Consider the following 26,380-nt stretch of genomic DNA (forward strand, 5'->3'; position numbering starts at 1 on the left):
TTTGCTATAATTATATTATAATAAAACATTATTATTTAAATTAACGACAAGCATAACAATCGTTAGAATTCACAAAATAAAAAGTCGTTAGAAAATTTCTAACGGCTCTTTAATTTATAGATTTTATTACACACATTTTAAATACTGGGTTAGTTTTTTGGTTAGTTCTTATTTTTAAAAACCTATAATCGCTTATTTATTAAGGCTCTCCGCCTTTAAATTCATTTTACCATTATTTTATATAAAGTATACTTCATATAAAATAAGAGTTGACTTAAACTCATAAATATGTAAAAATGAAAAATAGAATAGAATTTTAATTTTAAGTAACTGAGAATGATTTTATTTTCTATTCATAAAAGATAATGTTTTGCTTAATGAGCTAGAAAGACTATATATGATAATTGTAGTAACTTTATTTATTTTGCTTCCTTTTATATTAATAGTCTTTGATAATTTAACTCAAAAGAGTTATAAAAAGATAAAAGATGTGCCAGTTGATAAAATAAATCTTATTGAATATATTTTTAACAAAGTCATGAACGATATAGAGAACCAAGACTTTGATGATTTAAAAAATTTTTATAGTGAAAAATTACTTCAAAAACATATAAAGAAAGTAACTAAAAATGACGTTAAAGATACAAAAAGTTACATTAAACATGCAAATTTAGAAGGATCGACAGATTATAAAATAACTAACAAAGGTTTTTCTGTTGTTTTATCATACAAAGCAATCTCCTACTCCACATTTGACAAAAAAAGATATGAAATATATTGGAGAAGGATTGACTATTTATTTACTCCGTTAGGAAATGGTATCCTCGGAAATGCAGAAGATTACACAAGATTTCAACAAAAATGGTTTTTTGAAGAAAGAGACAATAAGTTTAAAATAGTTAAAATAAAAAATTATTATTTAAAGACAAACAAAAAAACCTTATGAGGTTTTTTTGTTTGTCCTTGACTATTTATAAAAGCCATACTTACTGAACTTAACACAATTTTAAGATAAAGCTTTATATTACCATATTTTGCTGTGAGAGCCGAAATTATCATGGTATTTAGCAGGTGCAAGGGTTAACGTCTCGCGATCAACCACCCGTACATCATGGTCTTCAAGCTCCACAATTATAATATTTTTAAATTTATCAGTATCTGCTGTAACTACTATTGCTTTTTGTCCGTTTGATAATGTAATGATATCTCCTTTTTGCATCTTATTTATCCTTTCTGAAGTACTTCTTTTTGAGTAAAAAATCCTTTACTGAAATAGTAAACCTTCTTGCTACAAATTTTCCAATCAATACTTAAAATTAAAGTTATTCACAATAATTTAAATACTTATAGTAGCCGTACATATTCACATAGGTTTGTTTTTTATAACTAGAATCAAATATGTATTCTTTAAAATTAATGTTTTTCCTCATTGTTGCTAATTCATAATTTACTAAACTCAATGGTTTTTCAAATATTACTGATATCTGTTGTTTAGTTCTTGCTATTCCCAAATACCTCCTCCTTTCATTCCTCGTCTATTTTACATTTATGTATTTTATCAGCCATTCTGTATTCTTCGTAAGTTATATATTCTAAATACATAACAAATTATTATTTCATATCCAAACTAATATAAAAATCCCCGACGAAGCAGGGAAATCATCTTCATATTGCGGGAGTAGGATTTGAACCTACGACCTTCGGGTTATGAGCCCGACGAGCTACCTAGCTGCTCCATCCCGCGTTAATAAATAAAAGCTAACAAACTCCACAAAGTAACATTGATCTATATAAGTCCATTACCTTAATGGATGTTATTCAAATACTATCCTCATTGTAGCACACTTAACTAAATTAACCTAATTTCCCAATAAACGTATTACTTTAAATTCATAAACTTACTTCGAATGATATTATTCTCTACTTCCAATCGTTTCACTTTTTTGAGTAATTTATTATTAATCCCTCTCAGCTGTTTATTTTCAACTTTAACTTTTTCTTCACATCTCTTCAGTATAAAATTTCTTAACATTTTTCTCCTTTTATAATTCTATTCTCTATTGCCTTAATCATTATTTCTTCTCATGTCTAGTTTTCTATTAATACTTGGGATAAACTGACGTATTTCGCTTCCATTGAAACCTGCAAATAGTTGATTTTTATCAACAATAATTGGAGTTTGTAGTATTTCCACGTGATCCACGAGGTAATCTATAGCTTCTTCAAATGACATTGCGTCTAAAGTTTTTATGGTTGCTTTTGTTCTCCCCTTCATTGTACGCCTATTTTTCAAAATATCATCAAATCCACCATCCGTTAATAATAATAGTTTTATCAATTCGTTATGAGTTATTTTTGTAATTTCGATACATTCTATTGCAATTCTATGAGTTTCAAACCATAAAAGTGCCTGCTTACTAGAAACACAATTTTTTCGCCAATATATTTTAAGACTAATAGTACTCTCCCTTGTGCTTTGGTTAAAAAAAGCACTCCAAAGAGTGCCTTACAATTAAGCTTTATTAATATTTGTAGCTTGTGGCCCACGTTGACCTTCGCCCATATCAAATGTAACTTTTTCGCCTTCTTCAAGTTTTTTGAAGCCGTTACTTTGGATTTCTGAGAAATGTGCGAACACATCTGCTCCATCTTCAGCTGTAATGAAGCCAAATCCTTTAGCATCATTAAACCATTTTACTGTTCCTTTTGTCATAGTATATATATTTCCTTTCAACTAGATTGTAAATCATTATGGTTAAAGAAAACATTTAAAATATATAACTTTGACTAAACTTACTTAATACATAGTATCATGCTTATTTGTTTTTGTCAAATTGACATAAAAAATCTTCGTTCATGAATGAAATGCCAATAGTCAGAAACTCAACTGGCTTTTGAAGAAATCAACATACGAAGAATCGGTCTTATATGTCAAGGAGACACAAGTCAACTATAGCATAATTGATAGTAAATACCTAATATAAAATAAAAAAGCTCCAACGCAAGTAGAAAGCTTTTTATTTTAACAAGAAAACACTCACTTTCCACAAGAATTGTAAATAGTTTGTATGGTGAGTATTTAATACCTGACGGTAAACCAAGTATAACAGAATAATTGATTAGTGCCTAATCATATTAAATAAATTTCTATCAGATGTTTTTACTGCCATTTACGTTGTAGTGTATGAGAGATTTTGTCAATAACTGCCCAAAATAGTTTTTTAGATAATTCTATGTAATGATTAAAGAAGTTTTTAAGGCTTTTTAAATTAAAATCTCTTAAAGAAATTTTATATTCGTCAATATAATTTATAAATAAACCTAAAATTATCAACAATATAACTAATATAATATATATAATTGTTCTTTTTAATATTTTTTTATTTCTTAACTTTAGATAAAAAACTCTCCATTTTGGATCGTGTCTTCTTTTTCTATAAAACTCATAATCATATGGTGGCATCTTTACCCCTGTAATATTTGATAGTTAAAGTATATCATATTCCCCCCTGAAAAAAACATACACTAAAAAAATGATTATTCATTTTATATTTGCTTAGAGGGAAAATCAATTATAGGTTAAGAAACAACAATAATGAATATAGATTTCTTCTTATTTATTCTATTCAATTTCACAGATATTATTAAAAATACTTTATTATTCTTCAAACATAAAAGCCTCTTGATATACATATATACATAACAAGAGCCTAAGACAGATACAAAACTGTAAGTAAAGCTTATCTCAATTGTTGGTGATTGTATGGCTGTCCGACACATTAAATATAGCATAATAGTTTGACTATACGAACTTTACAAAAAGACACCCAATATGCGAAGGTGTCTTTTCTGATGAATAGCCTAGTTATAATTACTCGTCATAACTAGAGTCCGTATTTGAGGTCAAAACTTCGTGGCAGTGAAGTAACGCCTACGAACACTCTTACTATAACACTAATAGTCTCATTAACCTAATGATACAAAAAAAGCACCATCAAATGAGGTACTTATGAAAAAGATTCGACTCTTTTATTCTATTTTCTATAACTTAAATTAAACTAAAAACTACACTGGCAAGGTGTAGTTTCATGATATATATTAACATTTTTTTATTTCTGCCAATAGTATTATATCAAAATATAAATATATTTTGAAAATCTTAGCCACTTATACAAATTCAAAAAAATAGCCACAAACTCAATTAAAATATCAAAATTTCTCTTAAATAATGGTATAATACCAAGCAACAAGGAGATAAAAATGAAAAAACAAGAACTTATCAGCTTGGTGTTAAAAATAACCAACTCCTATGAAGACTATCCATTTAACAATAATAATCGTGAAAAAATACTTTGGACAACTATTAGACAAAAATCTAATAAAAAAATTATAGCTTTAATCTTTGAAAAAAATAACGAACTCTTAATCGACTTAAAGCTGAGTCCAGAACACGGTGAGGAGGCTAGACAAATAGCAGGAGTATTTCCAGGCTACCATATGAATAAAACCCATTGGAATACCATAAATGTGAACAAGACTAATCTTACCTATGATGGTCTCATTCAAATGATTAATGAAAGCAATGATCTAACAAAATAAAAAAATCCTGACAAAGCAGAATTTTATTCTAATTGCGGGAGCAGAATTTGAACCTACGACCTTCGGGTTATGAGCCCGACGAGCTACCTAGCTGCTCCATCCCGCGTTAATAAAAACAGAAGAAATTTAAATCACTTATTTAAATCACGCTATAACTTAACAAGCTAGATCTTCCATAGATGTACCCAATTGACTCACTCATTATAACACACTTTTCTCTCATTCCCTAATTTACTTCTTGACTACAAAAAAGTCACTCTAAGAGTGACTTTTTTTAATTATGCTTTATTGATATTTGTGGCTTGTGGCCCACGTTGACCTTCGCCCATATCAAATGTAACTTTTTCGCCTTCTTCAAGTTTTTTGAAGCCGTTACTTTGAATTTCTGAGAAATGTGCGAACACATCTGCTCCATCTTCAGCTGTAATGAAGCCAAATCCTTTAGCATCATTAAACCATTTTACTGTTCCTTTTGTCATAGTATATATATTTCCTTTCAACTAGATTGTAAATCATTATGGTTAAAGAAAACATTTAAAATATATAACTTTGACTAAACTTACTTAATACATAGTATCATGCTTATTTGTTTTTGTCACATTGACATAAAGAATCTTCGTTCATGAATGAAATGCCAATAATCAGAAACTCAACTGACTTTTGAAATATTTTTAATATATTTAAAGTGATATAAACCTTATAGATTAAAATATTTGTATAATGCCTAATCATACAGAAAAGAGACATCCGATATGTGAGAGATGCCTCTTTTCTGATAAATAATCTAGCTATAGATTACGCTCTATAGCTAGATATTTTATAAGTTGTAGGAAAGTACAAATTTTTGAAATAAGCACTGACCTACAACTAGCTTAGTATAACACTAATATCTCCGATAACATAATGATATAAAAAGTGAGACTTAATTTTATACTTTTATCAATTTTTATTCTGCCCACTTTTTGCCCACTAAAATAATTTTTTGTTATTGCTTCTCACTACAAAAGAGGTCATGGTACATCACTACATATCTGAAGTACAATTGTGCCAATTTAATACCAACAGTTGTAAAGAAATTTATCGAGTATCTAGCCAGGCACTGAGCGCTTCCACTGCAGATATTATAACTGCTTCTTTTGGAGACATCTTTTCGTGATGTAAGGGATAATCTGATTGAACACCGAGCCAGAGCATCACACCAGGTACTTTATCTAATAAGTATCCAAAGTCCTCCCCTGTCATCAAGGGGGAAATTTCTGAAAAATTAACTGTTGGCTTTTCTTTCATAAAAGACATCAGTTGGTCTGCAAGATTTTTATTATTAATAACAGGGAGATAACCTCCTTGTTTTAGTATAATTTCCGCTTGGCAGTCAAAGGATTGCGCAATACCTTCAGCGATTTGTGTGATACGTTTTTGTGTCAGTTCGTTCATTTCCTTCGTCAAGGTACGAATGGTTCCGTGAACTTCCGCTTCTTTGGCAATCACGTTATTAGTCATTCCAGCGCACATCTTGCCAAAAGTCACGACAGCATTTTCCATCGGGCCAACATTTCGCGAGATAATTGTCTGCACTTGCGTTACAAAATGACTCACAGCAACTACCATATCATTACTATTCTGGGGGAACGCTGCGTGGCCTCCTTTTCCAGTAAACTTAATACTAACCTCACAAGTTCCTGCAAATAAAGTGTGATTATTCGTTGCTAGTTGTCCAGCAGGTAGTTCTGGATGAACATGAAGTGCATAAAACTCATCCGGTAACCAATCCGCAAAAACGTTTGCCTCATATAAAAGTTTTGCGCCTGAGAGATTTTCTTCAGCAGGCTGAAAAAGAAAAAGACGGTCATTTTTACTTGGCGTTTCAATAGCAATTTTTAATAAACCAAGTGCTACAGCCATGTGTATATCATGTCCACAAGCGTGCATTCTTCCTTGGTGCTTTGAACTGCATTCTAAATTTGTTTCTTCATTAACTGGAAGCCCGTCCATATCTGCACGCCAGCCTATAATTTTGTCTGAGTCAAATCCTGTTATTTTGACTAGAACGGCTGTCTTCCAAGTTCGAATTTTGACATGCTTAACTGCCTGGGTCATTTGCCGTATTTTATCTAATAGATAAGCCTGTGTTTCAAACTCTGCCATACCAAGCTCAGGAATTTCATGCAATTCCCGACGTATTTGAAGCAATTCTTCATTTGTAAAAGGCACTCTACACCTCCTTATTAAGTCCTTTAGGTTGTCAATTCTTCATATAAGGCGACTAAAGCCCTTTGATAATGCTTATTGGCAACACCGATAATGATATTGATTCCACGCGGGCTTTGTGTAATAAGCTCAATATCAATATCTTCTTTAGCAAGTGCTGTAAAAATTTTGTTCGTAACTTTTGCTGAGCGTATAATTTCTTCACCTACAACTGTCAAAAGCGAAATATTTTCTTTGACTGTGACATCATCTGCTTTCAAATCTTTTTTTAGGCGGTCCAGTAAATCAAGCAAAATCTCTTCTACTTCAACCATTTCGACGATAACTCCGATTTGATTGATACCTGTAGGGAGATGTTCAATATTCAAATGATAATCATCAAAAATTTTCAAAGTACGTTGTAAAAAACCAACCTCTGTTGCCATTTGATTTTTGACAATATTAATCGAAACATAGTTTTTTCTGCCTGAAATTCCTGAAACTTGTGTCGTATGCGTACGGTGTTCTGCCAAAATCAAAGTGCCTTCGGCGTCTGGAGCATTCGTATTTTTAATATGCAAAGGAATATTGAGTTCACGAATCGGATAAATCGTCTCAGCATGCAGCACACTTGCCCCCATATAAGACAATTCACTCAACTCTTCATAAGTCAATTCACTGATCGTTGCTGGATTGTTAATAATGCGCGGATCTGCCATCATTACACCTGATACATCTGTCCAGTTTTCATATTTATCAGCACCTAAACAGCTTGCCAGAATTGCGCCTGAAATATCTGAACCACCACGACTCAAAAGTTTGATTTTTCCATTTTGGAAAGCACCGTAAAATCCTGGGAGAACAATTCTCTCAATTCCAGAGAATTGTTCCTGCAACAAACGTTTTGACATTTCCAAATTGATACGACCGTTACCTGAAAAGGAAATTACTTCAGCAGCATCAATAAATTGATAGCCCAGATATTCCGCCATTAGATGTGCTGTAAAATACTCGCCACGACTCACCAGATAATCCTCTGTAAATTGACCCGAATCCAACTCACATTTAAGTTCCTCTAAATGTGATAAGATGTCGTATTTAAGCTGCAATTCTTCTTTGACTGCAACAAATCGAGTGACTAAATTATCCCAAAGTGCTTGGTAAGAAACACCGTGTTTCACATGAGCCGCAATGAGATAGAGCAAGTCGGTAACCTTATCATCAGATGGATTTTTACGTCCAATCGCCGAAACAACGACAATTTTTTTTGTTTCATCTTGGCTGACAATATTTTTTACTTTTAGAAATTGGCTTTCTGTAGATAAGGATGAACCGCCAAATTTTGCAATGGTTAATGTCAAATTAAATTCTCCTGGATCATATGCTCCGCAATTTGAATTGCATTTAATGCTGCGCCTTTACGGATATTATCAGCTACGCAGTAAAAGAGTAAACTGTTTGCTTGCGCCAAATCTTCACGAATACGTCCAACATAAACATTATCATTACCATTTGCGATTGTTGAAACTGGATATTCATGATTTTTAGGGTTGTCGATAAGAGTTATACCTTCTTGGTTTGCAAAAACCTCACGAACTTCGCTAAGCATGAAAGGCTGATCCAATATTACCTGGATACTCACACCGTGACTGTTTATTACTGGAACACGTACACAAGTTGCTGAAACAGCCAACTCTGGCTTATGTAAGATTTTACGTGTTTCATTGACCATTTTCATCTCTTCTTTGGTATATCCATTTTCAAGGAAAACATCAATTTCAGGAAGGGCTGTTTCAGAGATATTATATGGATAAAATTCTGGTGCTTTGCCTTGACGTGTCCGAAGTAAATCGTCACGACCTCTCTGTCCGCTTCCACTTACTGCTTGGAAAGTTGTATAGTTCACTTGTAAAATACCAAAGGATTTCTCCAAAGCATAAAGCGGTAAAACAGATTGAATCGTTGAACAGTTTGGATTAGCAATAATTTTATTCATTTGTGTATCTTGGATGTTAATTTCTGGGACAACCAGGCCAATTTCAGGATTTTCACGCCAAACTGATGAGTTATCAATGATAACCAAGCCTTTTTCTCGTGCAATTGGGGCAAATTGTTCAGAAGTATCTCCGCCAGCACTAAAAAGGGCAATATCATAACCGTTAAATGAATCAGCCGTTAATTCTTCAACTACGTATTCTTGACCCGCAAAAGACAAAACTGAACCTGCTGAACGACTTGAGGCTAATAATTTCAAATTTTTAATTAGGAAATTTCTTTGTTCTAAAATATCGAGAAAAGTACGACCAACAAGTCCAGTTGCACCCACAACACATATATTATATTTTTTCATTTTTATCCTTTCTTCTTTGGATATAAGATACTCGAAGATAAAGTTCGTACACTCTAAAGTTAAATAACTTTGGCGCTATTTGAAGTGCATGGACGATATACTCCATTTATTAATAGCGTACGAAGCATCATGTATGTTGATAAATAGTCTATCCTTATGGCAATTTTACAAATTTCTCAACGCTTCTTCCAGTGCAGTTTTTTGCTGCGTTTGAGAATCAATTTTCTTGATAATACGGGCTGGCACACCAGCAACAACTACATTTTCAGGAACATCTTGTGTCACAATAGCACCGGCCGCAACAACTGAACCTGAACCGACTTGTACACCTTCAATAACCACTGCATTTGCACCAACAAGTACATTATCCCCAATACGCACAGGTACAGATGAAGCTGGTTCAATTACACCAGCAAGTACTGAGCCTGCACCAATATGGGAATTTTTACCAACTGTTGCACGTCCTCCTAGAACAGCACCCATATCAATCATTGTACCAGACCCAATTTCAGCACCTATATTAATAATTGCTCCCATCATGATTACTGCATGATCACCAATTACGACATGTTCACGGATAATTGCGCCTGGCTCGATACGTCCATTGACATCGCGAATATCAAGCAAGGGTACAGCTGAATTGCGGCTATCAAGCTCCACAATATAGTCTTTATTTTCAGTCATATCAGCCAAAAGTGGTTGAATCAAACTCCAATCCCCAAACAAAGTATTGCTGATTTTGATGATTTCTTTTGGTATTTGACCTGTCAATTGACCTTCAAAAGTTACTTTAACTGTTGTTTTCTTCTCAGCATTTCCAATATATTGAATAATTTCTTGAGCCGAAATTTTTTGTACTTCCATAAATCTCCTTCTTGTGTGTAATACTATAAAAACTAAGTTTTTAAAGGAATATCCAAAATTTATTTTATTGTTTCTCTTCTATAAAAATAGGACTTAATTCACTCCGTCTTTTCCAAAAAGAACTTCCTCCATTGAATACATCCCACTTTCTTGATGAATAAGCCAATTCATCCCTGTGATCGCCCCTTTTACAAAAATCATTTTCGAAAGAGCTTCATGATTAATCGTTAGAAGTTCGTCCCTTCCTGCAAATATTACTTCATGTTCACCAACGATTGTCCCCCCTCGAACAGCATGTACTCCAATCTCTTTCTTCTCACGTGGCTTTATACCTGAACGTCCATGAACAACTTTATAGTCTAATGTTTCATTGATACTGTCAAGCAACATCTTTGCCGTACCAGATGGTGCATCTATTTTTTTATTATGATGTTTTTCAATGATTTCAATATCAAAACTGTCCGATAAAATATAGGTCATTTCTTTGACTAAACGATTCATCAAGATAACTCCAATACTAAAATTGCCACTAAATAATACAGGCATTTTTTCAGAAAGGTGATCAATTGTTACCTTTTGTATGTGGTCAAAGCCTGTTGTGGCAATAACTACGGCTGTTGGATGCTTTTCTAAATATTTAGCAAGATTATTGAGATTCTCAGGGTGTGAAAAATCAATGACCACATCGAATTTTTCTTCTGGAATATCCTTTGTTAAGGATACGACTGTTAATTCATGCTCTTTTTCTAGCTCTGCCGCAAGCAGCCCGCCCATTGTACCTGTTCCAATTTGTAAAACTTTCATTATAAAATCTCCAATTCTTTAAGAAGTTGAATTTTTGCCGTTTCGGATGGCTCGTCAAGTGGCAACCGAACAGAACCGACATTATAACCGAGTTGATTCATCACAAATTTGACAGGAATTGGATTTGCTTCTATAAATAAGCTGTCAATCAAGTTCAAATATTTTTGTTGCAGACTCAAAGAATGAGCTGGGTTGGTCGCAAAAGTTTCGATTAACTCCTTAACTACATCTGGCATGAAGTTAGCCCAAACACTGATTACACCCGAAGCACCTAAACTCAGGCATGGAACTATCATATCGTCATTACCACTATATAATGCAAAATTATTAGAAAGATAGCGACTAATTTTTTCCACATAGGCAATATCGCCTGATGCTTCTTTTAAGCCTGTAATATTCGGGTGTTTCGCCAATACTTCTACGGCTTCAACAGAAAGATTCACTCCTGTTCTACCTGGTGCATTGTACATGATAATCGGAATATTGACAGACTCCGCAATCTTAGTGAAATGCTTTAACATTCCTGTTTCATTGGTTTTATTATAATAAGGGGTAATCACAAGCAAACTATCCGCACCTAACTTTTCAAATGCTTGAGCAAATTCCACTGCTTGTGCTGTGTTATTACTTCCTGCTCCAACATTGATATGAACACGTCCAGCAACCTGTTTAACTACAAACTCAACGATTGCTTTTTTCTCCTCAAAGCTAATCGTCGGTGCTTCTCCTGTTGTGCCTAAAATAGAAATAGCCGCACTTCCATAGCTAATCTGAAATTCAATCAGCTCAGCTAATTTCTCAAAATTTATAGAATTATCATCATTAAAGGGCGTGATGAGCGCCACAATTGAACCTTTAAGCATTATTTTCTCCTGTAGATTTATTTCAGAAACCTTTGATGAGTGTTGCGATAGAAGAAAAGTAAACTACTTATCGTATAATTTTCTTTCTCTTGAAAATCATCTCCTCTTCGCCTTGTTTTTACTCCACTCCTTTAATTTGTATCCAAATATTATTTATGATTTTATCAGTGGTTAGAAGTAAAAGCTGTTACAAGCGTTCACCAGCTAATTTCCGGTAAGATTTCAAACTCAAAGCCATCCAATGTTGCAAAATAGTCTTCAGGTCGCTCTGCCCGTCGAATCATACGCGTGCTCCCATCTTGCTGAAGCAATAATTCGGCACTTCGTAATTTTGCATTATACTGATATCCCATCGAAAAACCATGCGCACCTGTGTCATGAATGACTAATAGGTCTCCCTCATCAATCACAGGAAGTTCGCGCTGCCTGGCAAATTTATCATTGTTTTCACATAATGAACCAGTCACGTCAACAATTTCTTTCACTTTATCTTCCTTCTTTCCTATAACAGTAATATGATGATAAGCATCATAAAATGCTGGTCTCATCAGATTAACTGCGCTCGCATCCACACCAATATACGTCCGATAGGTTTGCTTTCTATGCAAGACACGTGTGACCAGTAAGCCATGAGGCGCCAACATAAAGCGTCCAAGTTCCGTATAAATTTTGACTTCCCCTAGGCCATTGGCAGTTAGAACTTCATCATAAACACGATGTACTCCTTCGCCGATGACAGCAATATCGTTAGGAGCTTCATCTGGACGATAATTAACGCCGATACCACCAGAAAGATTTATAAAATCAAGAGAAACGCCTGTTTTTTCACGAATTTCAAGTGCTAATTCAAATAATTGCTGTGCTAATTTTGGATAATACTCATTTGTCACAGTATTTGAAGCCAAAAAGCTATGCATTCCAAATTTCTTCACACCCAACTTTTGCAAATCTTTAATTCCCTGAATCAGTTGGGCTTTTGTCATTCCAAATTTTGATTCTTCAGGATTATCCATAATTTTGGTACCCATTGTAAAAACTCCACCAGGGTTATAGCGTAAGCTCATTGTTTCGGGAAATTCAAATCCTGCCAATGTGGATAAAAATTCAATATGGTTGTATGCATCAATATTAATCGTAGCCCCTAGCTTTTTGGCTAATAAAAATTCTTCAGCTGGAGTGTCATTTGATGAAAACATAATTTCAGAATTATCAAAACCACATTTATTTGCCAGTATAAGTTCAACATAGCTCGCGCAATCAGATCCACAGCCTTCTTCTTGCAAAATTTTCAAAATTGCAGGCGTTGGTGTAGCTTTTACCGCAAAGAATTCTTTGAAACCTTTATTCCAAGAAAATGCTGTGTTTAGCGCTCTTACTTTTTCACGAATTCCGTGCTCGTCATACAAATGAAATGGTGTCGGAAATTCTGCAGTAATTTTATCTAATTGATTTTTAGTAATAAATGGTACTTTCATTTCATACTCCTGTGGACTTGCTATGCAAATCTTTATCTGAAGATTTCGGTGGTTTCAATGCTCTGGAGGCTTGTTAAAAATTATAACTGAAAGAAGGAAGATTTTACTTTTAGTCTAGCAAATGATGTTTTTCCATCTCAATCTTTAACTCTGTCTCCAGTGCCCTTTGACCACTGATATAATGAGTTTCGATGTAAGAAGCAGAGTTTTTCTTATTCGTTGACTCGCTAAGACATTATTCTATCGTTGTCGCGCTTCAACCTGCAAACTCACATCGTATAAAAACAAAAGGCACTTGTAAGTACAAGCGCCTTTTATGTCGTCATGAAAATAGAGTAAAAAAAGAATTCTATATTATTCGGTTCGATCACTTAGCGCCAGACTTATTCAAGTCCGAGTGGTATAGGTGTTTCCTATACCCCCACGCTAGCCAGATGCCTCTGTTGCTAACGTTCGGCAATGATTACCTTTCGTACACGGTCGTCGGATGCCTCCTCTCGTGTAGTACTCATTTGCATTGCTACCTCTAATTTATTTTTCACAATTATAATATTTTCAGTATTGTTTGTCAATTGAAAACTTTTCAAATTTTTAGTATTGACTTATTTTTTTCTTTAAAACTGCTTTAAATCAAGGTTTACAAGATGTATTTTTTATCTGAACTTCCGAATCTCCAAAATATTTTGCAACATTGTTTTGTGAATTTTTAAAATAAAATGCTATAATACAAATTTAAAACGACGAATATACGGAGTTTTTGCTTGAAGCCAACTTTAACTATTGACCTGCGGAGGTGCTATATATGGATTTATCAAATAAATTTAACACTAATCTTGGAAAAATTGAAATTTCTAAAATTCGTGAATTTGATCAGGAAATCTCCAAAATACCGAATGTTTTGAAATTAACACTTGGTGAACCAGATTTTCCGACACCTGAACATATCAAAAAAGCTGCAATTGATGCTATTGGTGCCGATGAAAGTCATTATACTGGCATGCGTGGCCTGATTGAACTCCGCCATGCAGCCAGTCAATTTGTAGCTGAAAAATACAATTTACATTACGATGCTGAAACAGAAATTTTGACCACAGTTGGTGTCACAGAGGCGATTGCTACTTGTCTCCTTTCAATTATTGAACCTGGCGATAAAGTTCTAATTCCAGCACCTGCTTACCCAGGTTATGTGCCTGTAGTAAGCTTAGCTGGCGGTCAATTGGTCGAGATTGATACCACAACTGATAAATTTGTCTTAATTCCTGAAAAACTTGAGCAAGTATTGAACGAAACCGAGAATATCAAGGCTATCATCCTTAATTATCCTTCAAATCCAACGGGCATAACTTACACTCATGCCCAGCTTAAAACACTTGCTGAAATCATCAAAAAACATGAAATTTTTGTCCTTTCTGACGAAGTTTATTCTGAAATTAACTATAGCCAACATGTACATACTTCTATTTCGACCTTTTTACGTGATCAAACTTTTGTACTTAATGGCCTTTCAAAATCACATGCGATGACGGGTTGGCGAATGGGGCTGATTTTTGCAGATAAATACTTGATTGATCAGCTTGTAAAAACACACCAATATCTGGTTACTTCTGCCTCCACACAATCGCAATGGGCAGCAGTTGAAGCTCTGAGTAAAGGGAAAAATGATGCTGAGCTAATGAAAGCCAAATACCTCAAACGCCGGGATTACATTATTGAGAAAATGACTGAACTTGGCTTTGAAATTATCAAGCCAGACGGAGCTTTCTATATTTTTGCCAAAATTCCAGCAGAATATAACAGCAATTCTTTTGAATTTTTATATGATTTTGCAAAGAAAAAACATGTAGCATTTATTCCAGGCTCAGCCTTTGGTCAATATGGTGAAGGTTATGTCCGTTTGTCCTATGCAGCTTCAATGGAAGTGATTAAGATTGCTATGGAGAGATTGAAAGAATATCTTTCGGAATAACTTACTATTATGGTTGTGCTATACTCAGAGTTTATCTTTACTTTAATGTAAACCTTCTCAAAAAAGACGAGAAAAATCTCGTCTTTTTTGTTATATATTCACTCTTGTTATTAATCAACGAAAATAGGTTTGGCTTGTAAAAAAGAGATTGTTTTAATGTGTAAATCCATATACTTTATTTTTAGGATTATTATGGTATTTAAGATGTGCCTTATTCAAAAATTCAATAGCTTCTTGCATATCTTGCACGTAATTGTATGCCATATTCATTCCAAAATCCGCTCGAATTACTATCCGTTGTATAATATTATCCTCTAAGTTTTTTGGTAAAGGATAGGCTGGCACTTGCCATCCTTTCATTAATAAACGATCGGCTAAGTCGTATAAATCCCAGTCACAATTTCTGTCTTCTCTTAATTTATAGCATACAATTGGAAGTTGTGAACCATCATTTACAATTTCAAATAAACCTGTTTTTTCAATTGATTTTGCTAAATACATCGCTACTTTATGCGTTCTTTCATGTATAGCTTTGTATCCATCAAAACCATAGCGTACAAAATTATAATATTGTCCTATCAGCTGAGCCGCGCTATGAGAAAAGTTAATAGCCATGGTTGGTAATTCTCCTCCAAGATAGCTTACTTTAAAAATTAACTCCTCTGGTAGATATTTCTTATCACGCCATAATACCCAACCTACTCCAGGATAAACGAGACCGTACTTATGACCTGATGTATTGATGGAAATGACATTTTTTAATCGAAAATCCCACTTAAGATGTGGTTCAACAAATGGTGCATAAAGTCCACCTGAAGCAGCATCTACGTGTATGTACACTTTATAATCTGTACGTTTGTTGTGTTCTTCAACTAATGCTATTGCACTAACTCCTATCTTCATTATCCTTGGTCAAATCTTGAATATTATCACTCCTAGTATCGCTGGAATTATTCGCCCGGACTTCTCCTTGGCCTTTTTATTCCTCTGTATAATGATTAAACCCACACTTAAGCAAGTTTTCTTAGCAAGTGGTCTCGTTATTCTTACTTCCATGATTCTTGGCGGTAATCCAATCTTTCAGCTTCCTGCTGCTTTTGACCGTACCTTGTCTGCCTTGGCATGTCTACTCTTCTATAAATTAGTCCTAAGAATCTCTCCCAAATTCTTTTTAGCTAAAATAGGTGTAACCTATTTCCTCGCCACATTGATAAGTGGTTGTGTGTATGTTTTTGCTGTATATCTTTTGGGAACTTTACTGCACATTTCGGAGCTGATGATTGTCTTTAAAATGGGCCTTCCTGTTCTTTTCATTACGATTTTTTCTACAGCATTCGTCAACTACTTCCTTGGAATTTTACTCTACAAACTTGTTTCAACACTTTCCAAAGGAAAATATCTTTTCGCTGTTTCTTAATGAACAATGAAAAACAGTTCTTTACTGAAGTAATCAACTTCTACAAAATAGTTGCAAACGCAACTATTTTGTTTTATAATCAGTACATCATCACTATTTTGAAAGGAGAGCTATTATTCAAAATAATATTTTAAGAGATATTGGTACAATAGCGCGTGCCTTAGATTCTATCAGTAATATTGAATTCAAGGAGCTTAAACTTGCAAAAGGACAGTACCTCTACCTCAGTCGTATTTTTGAAAATCCTGGCATTAATCAGCAACAAATTTCTGAACTTTTATGTGTGGATAAGAGTACAGCAAGCCGTGCTATCAATCAATTGGTAGAAAAAAATCTTATAGAAAAAGTTGAAGATATCGGAAATAAAAAAAATAAACTACTCTACGTTACTTCTCACGGTAAAGAAGTTTACCCTATATTAAACAGAGAACTTCACTATTCTACTCAAGTTGCTTTATCCGGTCTTAATGCGCTTGAGATTACTCAAATAGAGAGTTTGCTCGAAAGAATCAGTCAAAACATCGTGGATAACTGGATTGATGTTAAAAAAGGAAAGAAACGAATCTACTAAAAGGAGAACTCTCGTGTGAACATTAGAATTTCCCCTGTCACTATACAGGATATAAATGTCTTACAAGACTTAAGTATCGAAACCTTTTCCGAAACTTTTGGACAACAAAATCCACCAGAAGATTTAGAGCTTTATTTAGAAAAAGCTTTTAATCCTCAACAATTGACTAAAGAAATCATGGACTCTAACACTAATTTCTACTTTATTTTTCAAGAGGCACTGCTTGCAGGTTATATCAAGTTGAAAAATGCAAGTCTTCTGGAACACCCGTTTTTAGGTGAGGCTCTTGAAGTGGAAAGACTCTATGTTAGAAAGGGTCACCAGCACTTAGGCTTAGGAAAACATTTATTAGATTTTGCTTCTGAAGAGGTACAGCGCACCCACAAGGAATATCTCTGGCTCAGTGTCTGGGAGCATAATCCTACTGCCTATGGATTTTATAAAAGTCAAGGATATGTAGAGTGTGGTTCACGTCACTTTCATTTAGGGACTTTGGCGCAAACAGATTTAATCATGAAAAAAGAAATAAGAAATAAGTCTAGTGGTATTAAGTCAAATGATAAGTTGCTAGATTCTGAGTAAAAATCTTGAAAAAAGACAGCACGAAAGAATCTAGTAAAATTTGGCAAATTTTACTAGGCTAGACAAGGAATTGTGCAGATAAAACTAATTATCTTCCATAAACCTCCTTGGTGGCGTATAGAGTTGGTGGTTGCGTAGTAGCACATCCACCAGACGCACAAGTTTTCTTGCGGTTAAAACGACGGCTCTTTTGTGTTTATGTTTGGGGACTTCATCTTTCTTTTTCTTGTAAAACTCTGCGTATTCCACGTTATGTCTTCGTACAGAGTTGGCGGCTTCAACTAAGTAATAGCGAAGATAACGATTGCCTCGTTTTGCAAGAGAAGTATTTTGAGATGAGGTATTGCCAGATTGTGTTTCTTTCCAATTCAAGCCAGCATATTTAGCGACTTGAGGATGGTCTTTAAAGCGTTCAATCTGTCCTATTTCAGCGATAATTCCTGCAGCGAATACCTTTCCAATACCAGGTACACTGGTCAAACATTGGTATTCAGGGATAATTTCTACCATGTCTTCAATGGCTCGATCAATTTCTTTAATCATCTTCTCTAAACTCCGTATTTCGCGAGCAAGGAGACTGAGTACAATATTGACAGAATCTTGTTGGACGAGTGATAAGCGGTAACTTCCTTTTATGGCAGCTTTTATTGCTTTTGCAAGTTTCTCAGGAGCTTTGAAGCGACCTCGCCCGAGTTTCTGGATGAGTTCCGTGAAATCTTCAAGAGGAGTATTTGCGAGTTCATCTAGCGTGTAATCTTCGGTCATGAGTGTCATAATTGTGGCAGACCAAACAGAGGTACTCAATTCTTCATTCTTTAATTCCGCAGAGAGCGTATTGCACTTGTAGTAGATGTTTTCAATGAAGTGTTGTTTTGTACGTACTAATTGTTCCACGAGCTGAAGTCGAGTTCTTGTGAGATGTTGTAGTGCCAGATACTTTTCTTCTTTAAGATAAGATCTTGTAAAGCGTTCAATGCGGAAGTAATCCGCGATGTAGAAAGCATCAAGGGTATCATTCTTGTTTTCTTCGAATGCCTCACGATATTTCTTTATTTTGGCTGGTTGTTCCACCATGACCTCGACTCCGAGCTGCTTTAACTCCGAGTCTTCGTGGAAGAACATTGCAGGATGAAAACTGTAGAGGGATGTGGCTTCCATGCCAATGACGACTCTATTAAATTCATACTTTTCGTTAAGTGAGAGTACTTGTTCTTTGATTTCAGAAGCACCAATCATATCATTGGTAAGTGAAGCAGCGTACAAGACTCCAAGTTCCGTGTCATTTGACATGATGCACACATCGAGTTTGGTAGAGCTGACGTCTAAACCGACAAAACATTTCATTTGGAAGGACCTCCTTTCATTTGATTAGGAAACTATACTTGACTACTGAGAGATTCCCCAGAACTCTGTATCCCTTCATCCTCGCTTATTAGAATACCCATCACAGCGATTACTTACCGCCTGCTCGCTACTAAGAGCAGAGTAATCACGGTGGAAACAGCTAGTGAGTTGGAAGATTTGATACAGCTCGGGTCGCAGACTTATGAAGAAGACGAAGCAACAAGGAGAGTTAGCATATTCCTTTTGAGTCCATTCCTAAGAATAATTATTCTGGGAAACGTCACAATAGTCAAGTAAAACGATAACAATTGTTAGAAAATTGGGGTGAAAAATACCCATAAAATATATTATACGAGGAGAACTATTATGCAAACTGTTACTGTGGATAAAAATTTTTGGGAACTTTTTCCAGAAGCTCAACTCTATACCTTAGTTGTAAACAATATGAACAATCATGCTCATGATTTAGCCCCCTACCAAGACCTTCTAAAGGAGGCATTTAAAGCCTCTGAAAAATTTTTAGTTGAAGATGATTTTAAAGAAAACTTTGTCATCTCCGAATGGCGTGATATTTTTACACAGTTTAAAAAGAAAAAAGGTGCTCGTTCTTCTATTGAAGCTCTTTTGAAAAGAGTGGCTCAGGGCAAAGAGCTCGCACCAATCAACCCTCTCGTGGATATCTACAATAGTATTTCTCTCCGTTACGGTGTGCCTTGTGGTGGTGAGGATTTAGACAAAATCAACGGCGTTTTGCATTTAGGCTTAGCCAAAGGGGGTGAAGATTTTTATCCTCTTGGAGCGCAAAAGAGTGAGCCAGCTCTGCCGCAAGAAATTATATATTATGACCTTGATGGTGCGATCTGCCGCTCTTTGAATTGGCGTGAAGCCCAACGTACAATGTTGACAGAAGAAACTACCAATGCCATTCTGGTGATTGAAGCAGTAACTCCCTCTCAACAGGAACGTTCTCTTGAGGCTATCCAAGAGTTACAGGCTTAAAATCAAGGATATGCTTGGTGTTGAGAGTGAGCTTCAAATCATCAGCAACACGTAAGCAAGGTGAAGGCCAATAAAAAAATGCTAGATGATCTAGCATTTTTTTATTATTTAAATTCTGTGATTTTTTCAGCCGCTAATCTTACAGATTCATAGCCTACTTCTTTGGCTTTACCGACAGATAAAATCATTACTGGCACGTAACGGTTTTCGTCCAAATCAAAAGCTTTTACCAATTGGTCTGCCTCAAATCCGCCGATAGGGTTTGTTTCGTAACCATGCGCACGTGCGATGAGCATAAATTGCATTGCAGCTAAGCTTGAATCAATTTTCACAACATCATTCATTTCTTCTTTACTAAAACTTTGGTAGTAAGGAATAATCGCTTCTAACTGTTGATCACGTACTTCTGCAGGCATCTTGCCTTCTTCTACCGCTTGGTTATAAATTTCTTCCCCTAATTCATAACAGAGAAGATCTCCAAAAATAAGAACCATAGCCGAAGAAGTTTCATTTTGACGGGTATTAAAACGAATCAAAGGTTTTAATTTTTCCTTTTCTTCATCACTTTCAACAACGACAAAACGCCAAGGCTGCATATTTACAGATGATGGTGCTGTTGTTGCCTCTTGGATCATTTCAAGCATTTCTTCATGTGAAATTTTATAAGTTTCATCATAAACACGCACGGATTTTCTTCCAAATGTGATTTCTGAAAAATCATTATTTACAATACGAGTTGACATTTTATTCTCCTTTATGTCCCAGTAACTTTGTGAGCAGTTCAAGAAGTAGATTTTCTTCTTGAGCTGTGAGTCCTAGCTTTAAACTTTTCTCAGAAGAGTCATTATAGTTTCTTTCACAACGTTCCAAAGCCTCTTTTGAGCTATCCGTGATTTTAACAAAAACTTCGCGATTGTTTTGTTTATTTCTCTCACGAGTAACATAACCTTTTGCTTCAAGCAGTTTTAGATGCCTTGTAATAGCGGCGCTGTCTATTTTTAACTCATTCTGTAATTGCCCTTGAGAACATTGACCATTTTCCTTCAAAAACATCATCAGTTCATAACGGGTAATACTAAAGCCTGTTTCTTTTTCAAACTTCGTTGTCATCTCTTGATTTGCTAATTTTAGCTTGTAAAAGAGCTGACTCATTTGTCTAAGGTTCATTTGTCCCCCTTTTAAATTGACCGGTCAATCATTGACTAGTCAATAATACTACATTCCTATTTTTTTGTAAACTATTTTGATTGCAACTGTATCAAAATAAGTGGCTTTGATTTTTTCAGCATCTTACTTGTGATAAACTTAAAGCATGTACAATTCACTGACCTATATAACGTCCCTCTTGAATGATTTAGGATTATCCCCGAGCCTGCCTACAAAGGATAATTATAATTCTGAATATGAAGGTTTTTGTTTTCAAGCCAAAGGCCTGTCTTTTCGAAGTCGCCGCGCTAAAAAAACGCCTAAAAAATGCGGTTATTTTGTAGCGTTCTGGGAAAAGGATACCAATAATAAAAACACTCCCTACAGCTTTGAAACTTTTCCTGATAAGCTTGTCATTTCAATCATTGACGGGGCCTTGAGTGGCCAGTTTATCATTCCTAAGAAGGTTCTTCGAGAAAAAAAGATTTTAAAAGACGAGGAAATTACTGGAAAAATGGCTTTGCGTTTTTATCCTTCATGGGAAACTTCGCTCAACAAAACCGCGCAGGCTACCCAAAAATGGCAATGCGATTATTTCATCGACACTACCGATAATTTCCAAAACGAAACATTAGAACAATTATATTTTTCTTCTTCATACACGAACAATAAAAAACCGTAGTTTTGAGCTTACGGTTTTTTATTTCCTTATTGCTGTGCTAATTTTTTACTAAAAAGCATTGCAGTTAAATCGATTCTGTTTTGACCAAAATCAAGTTGGATATCTCGAGCTCCTGCCCTCTGAAAACCTTTGTGTTCATAAAATTGATAAGTACAGCCTGTGTCTGTGAAAAGGAATATTTCTTTCCCAGCTTCTCGCGCCGTGAGCTCATTGATCAAAGCGGTACCTACGCCCTTGATTTTTTTCTCGGGATCGGCAGCCAAATACAAAATTTCTCCCTCAGGTGATGCGTCACTTTTATACGACCGTAATAATTCTTTATTCGTAGCTTCATACGTGTCTAAACCACTATTTTTAGAAAAGGTTCGCAAAATGTTAAAAATCTTCAGGTATGCTTTTTGGCCAAACGTTTGTTTCAGTTTAGGTTCACCATATATTTCTGCGAGCAATAAGCCCACCATTTCATTGTCGACATAAGCTGCAATGGCTTGTGTAGCCTTTGAAAGCTCAAAATATAGAAAATTTTTAGCATACATATTGATGACGGTTTTATTATTACTGTACCTGTCAAAGCTCATTCCTTTGACAGCAAACTGGATCGCTTTTTGATAATCTTTTGGATCAAATGCTCTGATTTCAATTTTCATCTTTTTTATCCTCCATAACTCTCCGGGCTTTTTCGAGTAAGCTTTCGGTAAAAGTTTTCGTATGCTCCAGAAACGCTTGCGTGTTCTTCAAACCGAATTCTTCTATAACTTGTGATTCAAAGATATCTGTTTGCTCCTGAATCTCCTCAAAAACTTTTCTTCCATTTGCAGTAAAAACAACAAATTTTTCCTTTTCATTTTTGCCTTTAGTAAGCTCCAGAATATCTTGTTTTTGCAACTTCGAAAGTAGACTATGTACTGTTGATTTCGGTAAAAATAAGATCTCACTGATTTCTTTTTGGGTGACTGTATCACTTTCATCGATAATATAGAGTGTCATCAGTCCATTAAAAGTCAGATTATACTCCTGCGCCACAAGCGCGTAAGCCATGTCAAGTTTGCCAAGCGCTGTGCTAAATTGTGTCATTATTTCCCGATGTTTCATTTACTTGCTCCTTTTTAGTGCGAAGTCGTACCATTTCATTATAGTACGATTTCGCACTAAAGTCAAGATTTTTCTAAAATAAAAAGGCATATTAAAATATGCTTTTTTATTTTGCTTATGTTCCTATTATTCCGCTGTCGTGTCAAGAATGATTTTACCCATACTTCCTTTATTTTCCATGATATAATCTTGTGCTCGCGCAGCTTGTTCGAGCGGGAATACTTTATCAATGACAGGCTTCACACCTTCACTTAAACCTTGCAGTAATAATTGCGTATTTTCCTCCACCTCTTCTGGCGTGATATTTGCCAACATCAATCCCGTGATATGAGCGCCTTTCATCATCAAGACACGAGGATTAATTGTTACTTCACCTCGGTTACCAATAATCACAATGCGCCCATTGTTGCCAATAACCTCTAGGTCTTTCTGCAAATTCACATTTGCAAGCATTTCAATAATTACATCAAGACCATGGTTTTTTGTCACATCTTGTATCTCCTTGATATATTCTTCAGCATGATGATTAAAGACGTAGTCTGCACCAAGCTTTTTCAATATCTCAAGGCCATTTTCAGACCCTGCTGTCGCAATAACCTTGGCACCATATAGCTTTGCAAATTGAAGTACAAGTGTTCCTACTCCTCCTGTTGCACCATGTACAAGTATGTATTCTCCAGACTTGAGGGCAGCTTTTTGCTTAAGGGCATAAAGGGCGGTTAAGCCGCTCGATCCTACTGCTGCTCCTTGACTGTAAGTCATACTATCTGGAAGTAAGGTCGCTTCTGTTGCCTTGCACGTTATTGCTTGCGCATATGTTCCAAACTGAGCATCACTGTCTACCGTCACAAAGACACGATCACCTACCTTAAAGTTTTTTACTCGTTTACCTACAGCTTTAACAATCCCTGCTCCATCTTTTCCTGGGATATAAGGGAGCGAAGGCAGTTGCGCATATGTCCCTTGGCGCACATAGGTTTCAACTGGGTTGACTGCTGCAGCTTTGAGGGCAACATAAATCTCGTCATCTTTCATGACCGGATCTTTGAGCTCTTTATACTTAAGAACGTTGCTGTTACCAAATTCAGATACTTCTATTGCCTTCATATTTTCCTCCTTATGAATTACAGGTTTCTATAGCACTCATTATATAGCAAGTTTTACGATTTGTATAGTAGATACTCTAGGCTGCCTTAGATATTTTATCGTCACTCTTCAGCAAGTGACATGAAAAAAACAACTGGATGTTTCCAGTTGTTTTGGTTAAGTGTATCTGTACTAATAACTTATGTCTTCTTCACCTTCTTCTTCTGGTTTTGGACGTTCCTTGATGCTCAAATTATAGACATCTGATAAAATCAATGGTACACGTTCAAGTGACACTTCTGAAAATTGTAAGCCAAACCAGCGATCTGGTGTTGCTGTATAGCGTTTAATTCGTGCTTTTGCCTTCAAGACAAAGCGATCAAAGGCTGGAAGTTTTTGTGCATTTGTCACCCGTTCTTCGATGACCACAAATCTGAAATCTCCGACATCCCTGCCAGGCATTGTGGTATACTTTTGCTCTTGTTTAGGCAATCGTCCAGATTTTATTAAATCTTTAACAATGGTTCGAAGATAACGGGGGACTTCTTGTTTCATGCGAAACCCTAGATACAAATGAACTTTAACGATATAATCCGTTCCCATCATATCAACTTCATACTCGGAAGTCCATGGTTCATCCGTAACTTTCACATTAACAAACCAGTAAACTTCCGCCTTTTTAGGACGTTTATCAAGAATAGAGTACAGGATAGAACGGTCAATAAAATCACCTTCCATTTTATTGCTCAAATAAACGAGATTGGTTTGATAAAGATCCATCTCCTTGTCTTCTTTGAGTTCTTTCAATTGCCCTTTGAAATCATTGAGATCCAGTGACTTAATATGTTTATTCACACTTTTACTTGATTGGAACCAAACAAACATCACAAATATAATCATGATCGCCATGACAACCACAACATATCCCCCGTGAACAAACTTGGCTGCTGAGGCAATGAAGAAAATCAATTCAATACTAGCAAAGAATGCAGCAATCAGGTAAGCCAAAGGTTTCTTTAGGCCTCGGTACACGAGATAATATGCCAAAAGGACTGTTGTCATAAGCATAGTGACAGTAATGGCTAACCCATAAGCTGCCTCCATATGTTCTGCGCTTCTAAAATAAAGTACAATCGCACTTGTCGTAAGCCATAAAATCAAGTTGACTGCTGGAATATAAAGTTGCCCTAAAGTTTTCCCTGGATAGTAAATACGCATCATCGGTAAAAGTTTCAAGCGAATGGCTTCTGAAACTAAGGTGAATGATCCCGAAATCAGAGATTGTGAAGCGATAATAGAAGCTAATGTCGCTAAAATAACAGCATAGATCATCATATCTGTAGGAATTACTGCGAAGAAGGGATTCATCCCTCCCAAATCGCCACCTCTATGCGCTAAAAGCCAAGCGCCTTGCCCACAATAAGATAAAACAATTGCGAGTTTTACAAAGGGCCAGCTGACATAAATATTGCCTCTTCCCACATGTCCAAGATCAGAATAAAGGGCTTCCGCTCCGGTTGTCGCCAAGAAAACCGAACCTAAAATAAAGAGCCCTGCTTTATTTTCTGGACTTAACAAGAGATGGACAGCATAGTAAGGATTGATTGCTTTAAAAATTTCAAGATTCGCAAAGGAGTTTAAAAGACCTGTGACAGCTAAAAAGCTGAACCAGATAAGCATGATCGGCCCAAACAGTTTTCCGACTAAGCCAGTTCCAAAACGTTGAATAAGGAAGAGTACAGCCAGAATGATGAGCGTGGTAACAATGACCCATGACTGGTTGGCATAGATGTCTCCTAAACCAGGAACCCCTTTTAGGCCCTCAACAGCGGAGGTAACTGTGACTGCTGGAGTCAAAGCCCCATCTGCAAGCAAGGTGGCCCCTCCTATCATTGCTGGTATAATCAACCATTTAGCCATCCGTCGTACCAAGGTGAAGAGGGAGAATATCCCACCTTCTTGGTGATTGTCGGCCTTGAGGGCGATCAACACATACTTAACGGTTGTAATCAAGGTCAGTGTCCAGATCACTAAGGAAACCGCACCAAGGATAAAGTCCGTCGAAATATTTTGCAAGCCCCCTTGTCCTGTGACAATAGACTGCATGGTATACAGAGGGCTCGTCCCAATGTCACCATAAACCACTCCAAGCGCGATTATAAAGCCCGCTGAAGTAGCTTTGTTAAACGATTTTTCATTCGCATAACTCATACAAAAACCTCTTTCATTTTTATAAAAGGTAGAAGTACACACTTCTCCAGAAACTTTATGAGAGGATAAAATAATATTGTCTCAGTTTCTTAGAATCATTATATCAGTTTCCCTCAAAAACGTGAGCAAAAAACTTTTATAT

The 26,380-nt window shown here is 35.6% G+C and carries 26 protein-coding genes, 2 tRNA genes, 2 pseudogenes and 1 riboswitch; of the genes and pseudogenes, 8 read left to right on the top strand and 22 right to left on the bottom strand.

The genetic code is table 11. The annotated features are described in order from the left end of the window. Nucleotides 1–397 precede the first annotated feature (397 nt). On the top strand, nucleotides 398–946 hold the full coding sequence (locus tag PYW30_RS07525; RefSeq protein ID WP_042219150.1) for a hypothetical protein: 549 nt from the start codon (nucleotides 398–400) through the stop codon (nucleotides 944–946). Nucleotides 947–1,024: 78 nt separating this feature from the next. On the opposite strand, the gene PYW30_RS07530 is transcribed toward PYW30_RS07525, so the two are convergent. The 5 genes from PYW30_RS07530 to PYW30_RS07550 all read right to left on the bottom strand — a co-directional run bounded on the left by PYW30_RS07530 (nucleotide 1,025) and on the right by PYW30_RS07550 (nucleotide 3,463). Next, entirely contained in the window at nucleotides 1,025–1,219 is a 195-nt protein-coding gene (locus PYW30_RS07530; protein ID WP_042219151.1) for a hypothetical protein, read from the bottom strand. A gap of 451 nt (nucleotides 1,220–1,670) precedes the next feature. Beyond that, nucleotides 1,671–1,744, bottom strand: a tRNA-Met gene (locus PYW30_RS07535). A gap of 321 nt (nucleotides 1,745–2,065) precedes the next feature. Further along, nucleotides 2,066–2,458 (bottom strand): ArsC/Spx/MgsR family protein, encoded by a 393-nt coding sequence (locus tag PYW30_RS07540; protein ID WP_308203557.1) that lies wholly within the window; start codon nucleotides 2,456–2,458, stop codon nucleotides 2,066–2,068. A gap of 54 nt (nucleotides 2,459–2,512) precedes the next feature. After that, nucleotides 2,513–2,713 (bottom strand): cold-shock protein, encoded by a 201-nt coding sequence (locus PYW30_RS07545; RefSeq protein WP_014025159.1) that lies wholly within the window; start codon nucleotides 2,711–2,713, stop codon nucleotides 2,513–2,515. A 447-nt stretch (nucleotides 2,714–3,160) separates the two neighbouring features. Further along, a complete protein-coding gene (locus PYW30_RS07550) occupies nucleotides 3,161–3,463 on the bottom strand; it encodes a hypothetical protein (RefSeq protein WP_042219155.1) in 303 nt (100 codons plus the stop codon). 797 nt (nucleotides 3,464–4,260) lie between these two features. On the opposite strand from PYW30_RS07550, the gene PYW30_RS07555 reads away from it, so the two are divergent. Beyond that, complete coding sequence (locus PYW30_RS07555; protein WP_042219157.1) at nucleotides 4,261–4,599, top strand: MmcQ/YjbR family DNA-binding protein; 339 nt, start codon at nucleotides 4,261–4,263, stop codon at nucleotides 4,597–4,599. A 32-nt stretch (nucleotides 4,600–4,631) separates the two neighbouring features. Here PYW30_RS07555 and PYW30_RS07560 read toward each other — a convergent pair. From PYW30_RS07560 to PYW30_RS07600, 9 genes are all read right to left on the bottom strand, one after another. After that, nucleotides 4,632–4,705: transfer RNA gene (locus tag PYW30_RS07560), tRNA-Met, on the bottom strand. A gap of 172 nt (nucleotides 4,706–4,877) precedes the next feature. Continuing rightward, on the bottom strand, nucleotides 4,878–5,078 hold the full coding sequence (locus PYW30_RS07565; protein ID WP_014025159.1) for a cold-shock protein: 201 nt from the start codon (nucleotides 5,076–5,078) through the stop codon (nucleotides 4,878–4,880). A gap of 598 nt (nucleotides 5,079–5,676) precedes the next feature. After that, a complete protein-coding gene (locus PYW30_RS07570) occupies nucleotides 5,677–6,810 on the bottom strand; it encodes an N-acetyldiaminopimelate deacetylase (RefSeq protein WP_080719682.1) in 1,134 nt (377 codons plus the stop codon). Nucleotides 6,811–6,833: 23 nt separating this feature from the next. Beyond that, nucleotides 6,834–8,147 (bottom strand): aspartate kinase, encoded by a 1,314-nt coding sequence (locus tag PYW30_RS07575; RefSeq protein ID WP_042219158.1) that lies wholly within the window; start codon nucleotides 8,145–8,147, stop codon nucleotides 6,834–6,836. Next, nucleotides 8,144–9,136, bottom strand: a complete 993-nt coding sequence (locus tag PYW30_RS07580) for an aspartate-semialdehyde dehydrogenase (protein WP_042219161.1) — start codon at nucleotides 9,134–9,136, stop codon at nucleotides 8,144–8,146. Before PYW30_RS07580 ends, PYW30_RS07575 begins: the two co-directional genes overlap by 4 nt. 165 nt (nucleotides 9,137–9,301) lie before the next feature. Then, a complete protein-coding gene (dapD, locus tag PYW30_RS07585; RefSeq protein ID WP_042219167.1) occupies nucleotides 9,302–10,000 on the bottom strand; it encodes a 2,3,4,5-tetrahydropyridine-2,6-dicarboxylate N-acetyltransferase in 699 nt (232 codons plus the stop codon). 93 nt (nucleotides 10,001–10,093) lie between these two features. Then, entirely contained in the window at nucleotides 10,094–10,804 is a 711-nt protein-coding gene (gene dapB / locus PYW30_RS07590; RefSeq protein WP_042219169.1) for a 4-hydroxy-tetrahydrodipicolinate reductase, read from the bottom strand. Then, nucleotides 10,804–11,667, bottom strand: a complete 864-nt coding sequence (gene dapA, locus PYW30_RS07595; RefSeq protein ID WP_042219171.1) for a 4-hydroxy-tetrahydrodipicolinate synthase — start codon at nucleotides 11,665–11,667, stop codon at nucleotides 10,804–10,806. Before dapA ends, dapB begins: the two co-directional genes overlap by 1 nt. A 197-nt stretch (nucleotides 11,668–11,864) precedes the next feature. Then, nucleotides 11,865–13,142 (bottom strand): diaminopimelate decarboxylase, encoded by a 1,278-nt coding sequence (locus PYW30_RS07600; RefSeq protein WP_042219173.1) that lies wholly within the window; start codon nucleotides 13,140–13,142, stop codon nucleotides 11,865–11,867. Nucleotides 13,143–13,506: 364 nt separating this feature from the next. After that, a riboswitch (Lysine riboswitch) is annotated at nucleotides 13,507–13,679 on the bottom strand. 265 nt (nucleotides 13,680–13,944) lie between these two features. Between PYW30_RS07600 and PYW30_RS07605 the strand changes: the two genes are divergently transcribed. Beyond that, nucleotides 13,945–15,108 (top strand): pyridoxal phosphate-dependent aminotransferase, encoded by a 1,164-nt coding sequence (locus PYW30_RS07605; RefSeq protein ID WP_042219176.1) that lies wholly within the window; start codon nucleotides 13,945–13,947, stop codon nucleotides 15,106–15,108. A gap of 153 nt (nucleotides 15,109–15,261) precedes the next feature. Here PYW30_RS07605 and PYW30_RS07610 read toward each other — a convergent pair. Beyond that, nucleotides 15,262–15,984: pseudogene (locus PYW30_RS07610) on the bottom strand (pyridoxal-dependent decarboxylase); the annotation flags it as partial. Here PYW30_RS07610 and PYW30_RS07615 point away from each other — a divergent pair. From PYW30_RS07615 to PYW30_RS07625, 3 genes are all read left to right on the top strand, one after another. Next, nucleotides 15,965–16,525, top strand: a complete 561-nt coding sequence (locus PYW30_RS07615; protein ID WP_042219205.1) for a tryptophan transporter — start codon at nucleotides 15,965–15,967, stop codon at nucleotides 16,523–16,525. The pseudogene PYW30_RS07610 and the gene PYW30_RS07615 overlap by 20 nt on opposite strands. 115 nt (nucleotides 16,526–16,640) lie before the next feature. Continuing rightward, complete coding sequence (locus PYW30_RS07620; RefSeq protein ID WP_042219177.1) at nucleotides 16,641–17,096, top strand: MarR family winged helix-turn-helix transcriptional regulator; 456 nt, start codon at nucleotides 16,641–16,643, stop codon at nucleotides 17,094–17,096. Between the two features lie 15 nt (nucleotides 17,097–17,111). Next, nucleotides 17,112–17,678 (top strand): GNAT family N-acetyltransferase, encoded by a 567-nt coding sequence (locus PYW30_RS07625; protein ID WP_232254542.1) that lies wholly within the window; start codon nucleotides 17,112–17,114, stop codon nucleotides 17,676–17,678. Nucleotides 17,679–17,762: 84 nt separating this feature from the next. Here the strand turns inward: PYW30_RS07625 and PYW30_RS07630 are convergent, their stop codons facing one another. Beyond that, complete coding sequence (locus PYW30_RS07630) at nucleotides 17,763–19,022, bottom strand: IS110 family RNA-guided transposase (protein ID WP_042219922.1); 1,260 nt, start codon at nucleotides 19,020–19,022, stop codon at nucleotides 17,763–17,765. A gap of 366 nt (nucleotides 19,023–19,388) precedes the next feature. Between PYW30_RS07630 and PYW30_RS07635 the strand changes: the two are divergent. Beyond that, nucleotides 19,389–20,076: pseudogene (locus PYW30_RS07635) on the top strand (B3/B4 domain-containing protein). 49 nt (nucleotides 20,077–20,125) lie between these two features. Here PYW30_RS07635 and PYW30_RS07640 read toward each other — a convergent pair. Together PYW30_RS07640 and PYW30_RS07645 are read right to left on the bottom strand one after the other, a co-directional pair. After that, the gene (locus PYW30_RS07640; RefSeq protein WP_042219667.1) at nucleotides 20,126–20,764 is read right to left on the bottom strand and encodes a nitroreductase family protein; all 639 of its coding nucleotides are present in this window, start codon (nucleotides 20,762–20,764) and stop codon (nucleotides 20,126–20,128) included. A gap of 1 nt (nucleotide 20,765) precedes the next feature. Next, on the bottom strand, nucleotides 20,766–21,188 hold the full coding sequence (locus tag PYW30_RS07645) for a MarR family winged helix-turn-helix transcriptional regulator (protein WP_014025262.1): 423 nt from the start codon (nucleotides 21,186–21,188) through the stop codon (nucleotides 20,766–20,768). A gap of 145 nt (nucleotides 21,189–21,333) precedes the next feature. Here PYW30_RS07645 and PYW30_RS07650 point away from each other — a divergent pair, with 145 nt between their 5' ends. Beyond that, entirely contained in the window at nucleotides 21,334–21,849 is a 516-nt protein-coding gene (locus tag PYW30_RS07650) for a MepB family protein (RefSeq protein WP_014025263.1), read from the top strand. 26 nt (nucleotides 21,850–21,875) lie between these two features. On the opposite strand, the gene PYW30_RS07655 is transcribed toward PYW30_RS07650, so the two are convergent. The 4 genes from PYW30_RS07655 to PYW30_RS07670 all read right to left on the bottom strand — a co-directional run bounded on the left by PYW30_RS07655 (nucleotide 21,876) and on the right by PYW30_RS07670 (nucleotide 26,238). Continuing rightward, nucleotides 21,876–22,496 (bottom strand): GNAT family N-acetyltransferase, encoded by a 621-nt coding sequence (locus PYW30_RS07655; protein ID WP_019299638.1) that lies wholly within the window; start codon nucleotides 22,494–22,496, stop codon nucleotides 21,876–21,878. Further along, nucleotides 22,486–22,941, bottom strand: a complete 456-nt coding sequence (locus tag PYW30_RS07660; RefSeq protein WP_014025265.1) for a MarR family winged helix-turn-helix transcriptional regulator — start codon at nucleotides 22,939–22,941, stop codon at nucleotides 22,486–22,488. The genes PYW30_RS07655 and PYW30_RS07660 overlap by 11 nt, the downstream gene beginning before the upstream one ends. A gap of 126 nt (nucleotides 22,942–23,067) precedes the next feature. Continuing rightward, the gene (locus PYW30_RS07665) at nucleotides 23,068–24,048 is read right to left on the bottom strand and encodes an NADPH:quinone reductase (RefSeq protein ID WP_014025266.1); all 981 of its coding nucleotides are present in this window, start codon (nucleotides 24,046–24,048) and stop codon (nucleotides 23,068–23,070) included. Nucleotides 24,049–24,219: 171 nt separating this feature from the next. Next, nucleotides 24,220–26,238 (bottom strand): KUP/HAK/KT family potassium transporter, encoded by a 2,019-nt coding sequence (locus PYW30_RS07670; protein ID WP_042219664.1) that lies wholly within the window; start codon nucleotides 26,236–26,238, stop codon nucleotides 24,220–24,222. Between the last annotated feature and the right edge of the window lie 142 nt (nucleotides 26,239–26,380).

Origin of the sequence: Lactococcus garvieae subsp. garvieae (assembly GCF_029024465.1) — a bacterium.
GTDB classification, from domain to species: domain Bacteria; phylum Bacillota; class Bacilli; order Lactobacillales; family Streptococcaceae; genus Lactococcus; species Lactococcus garvieae.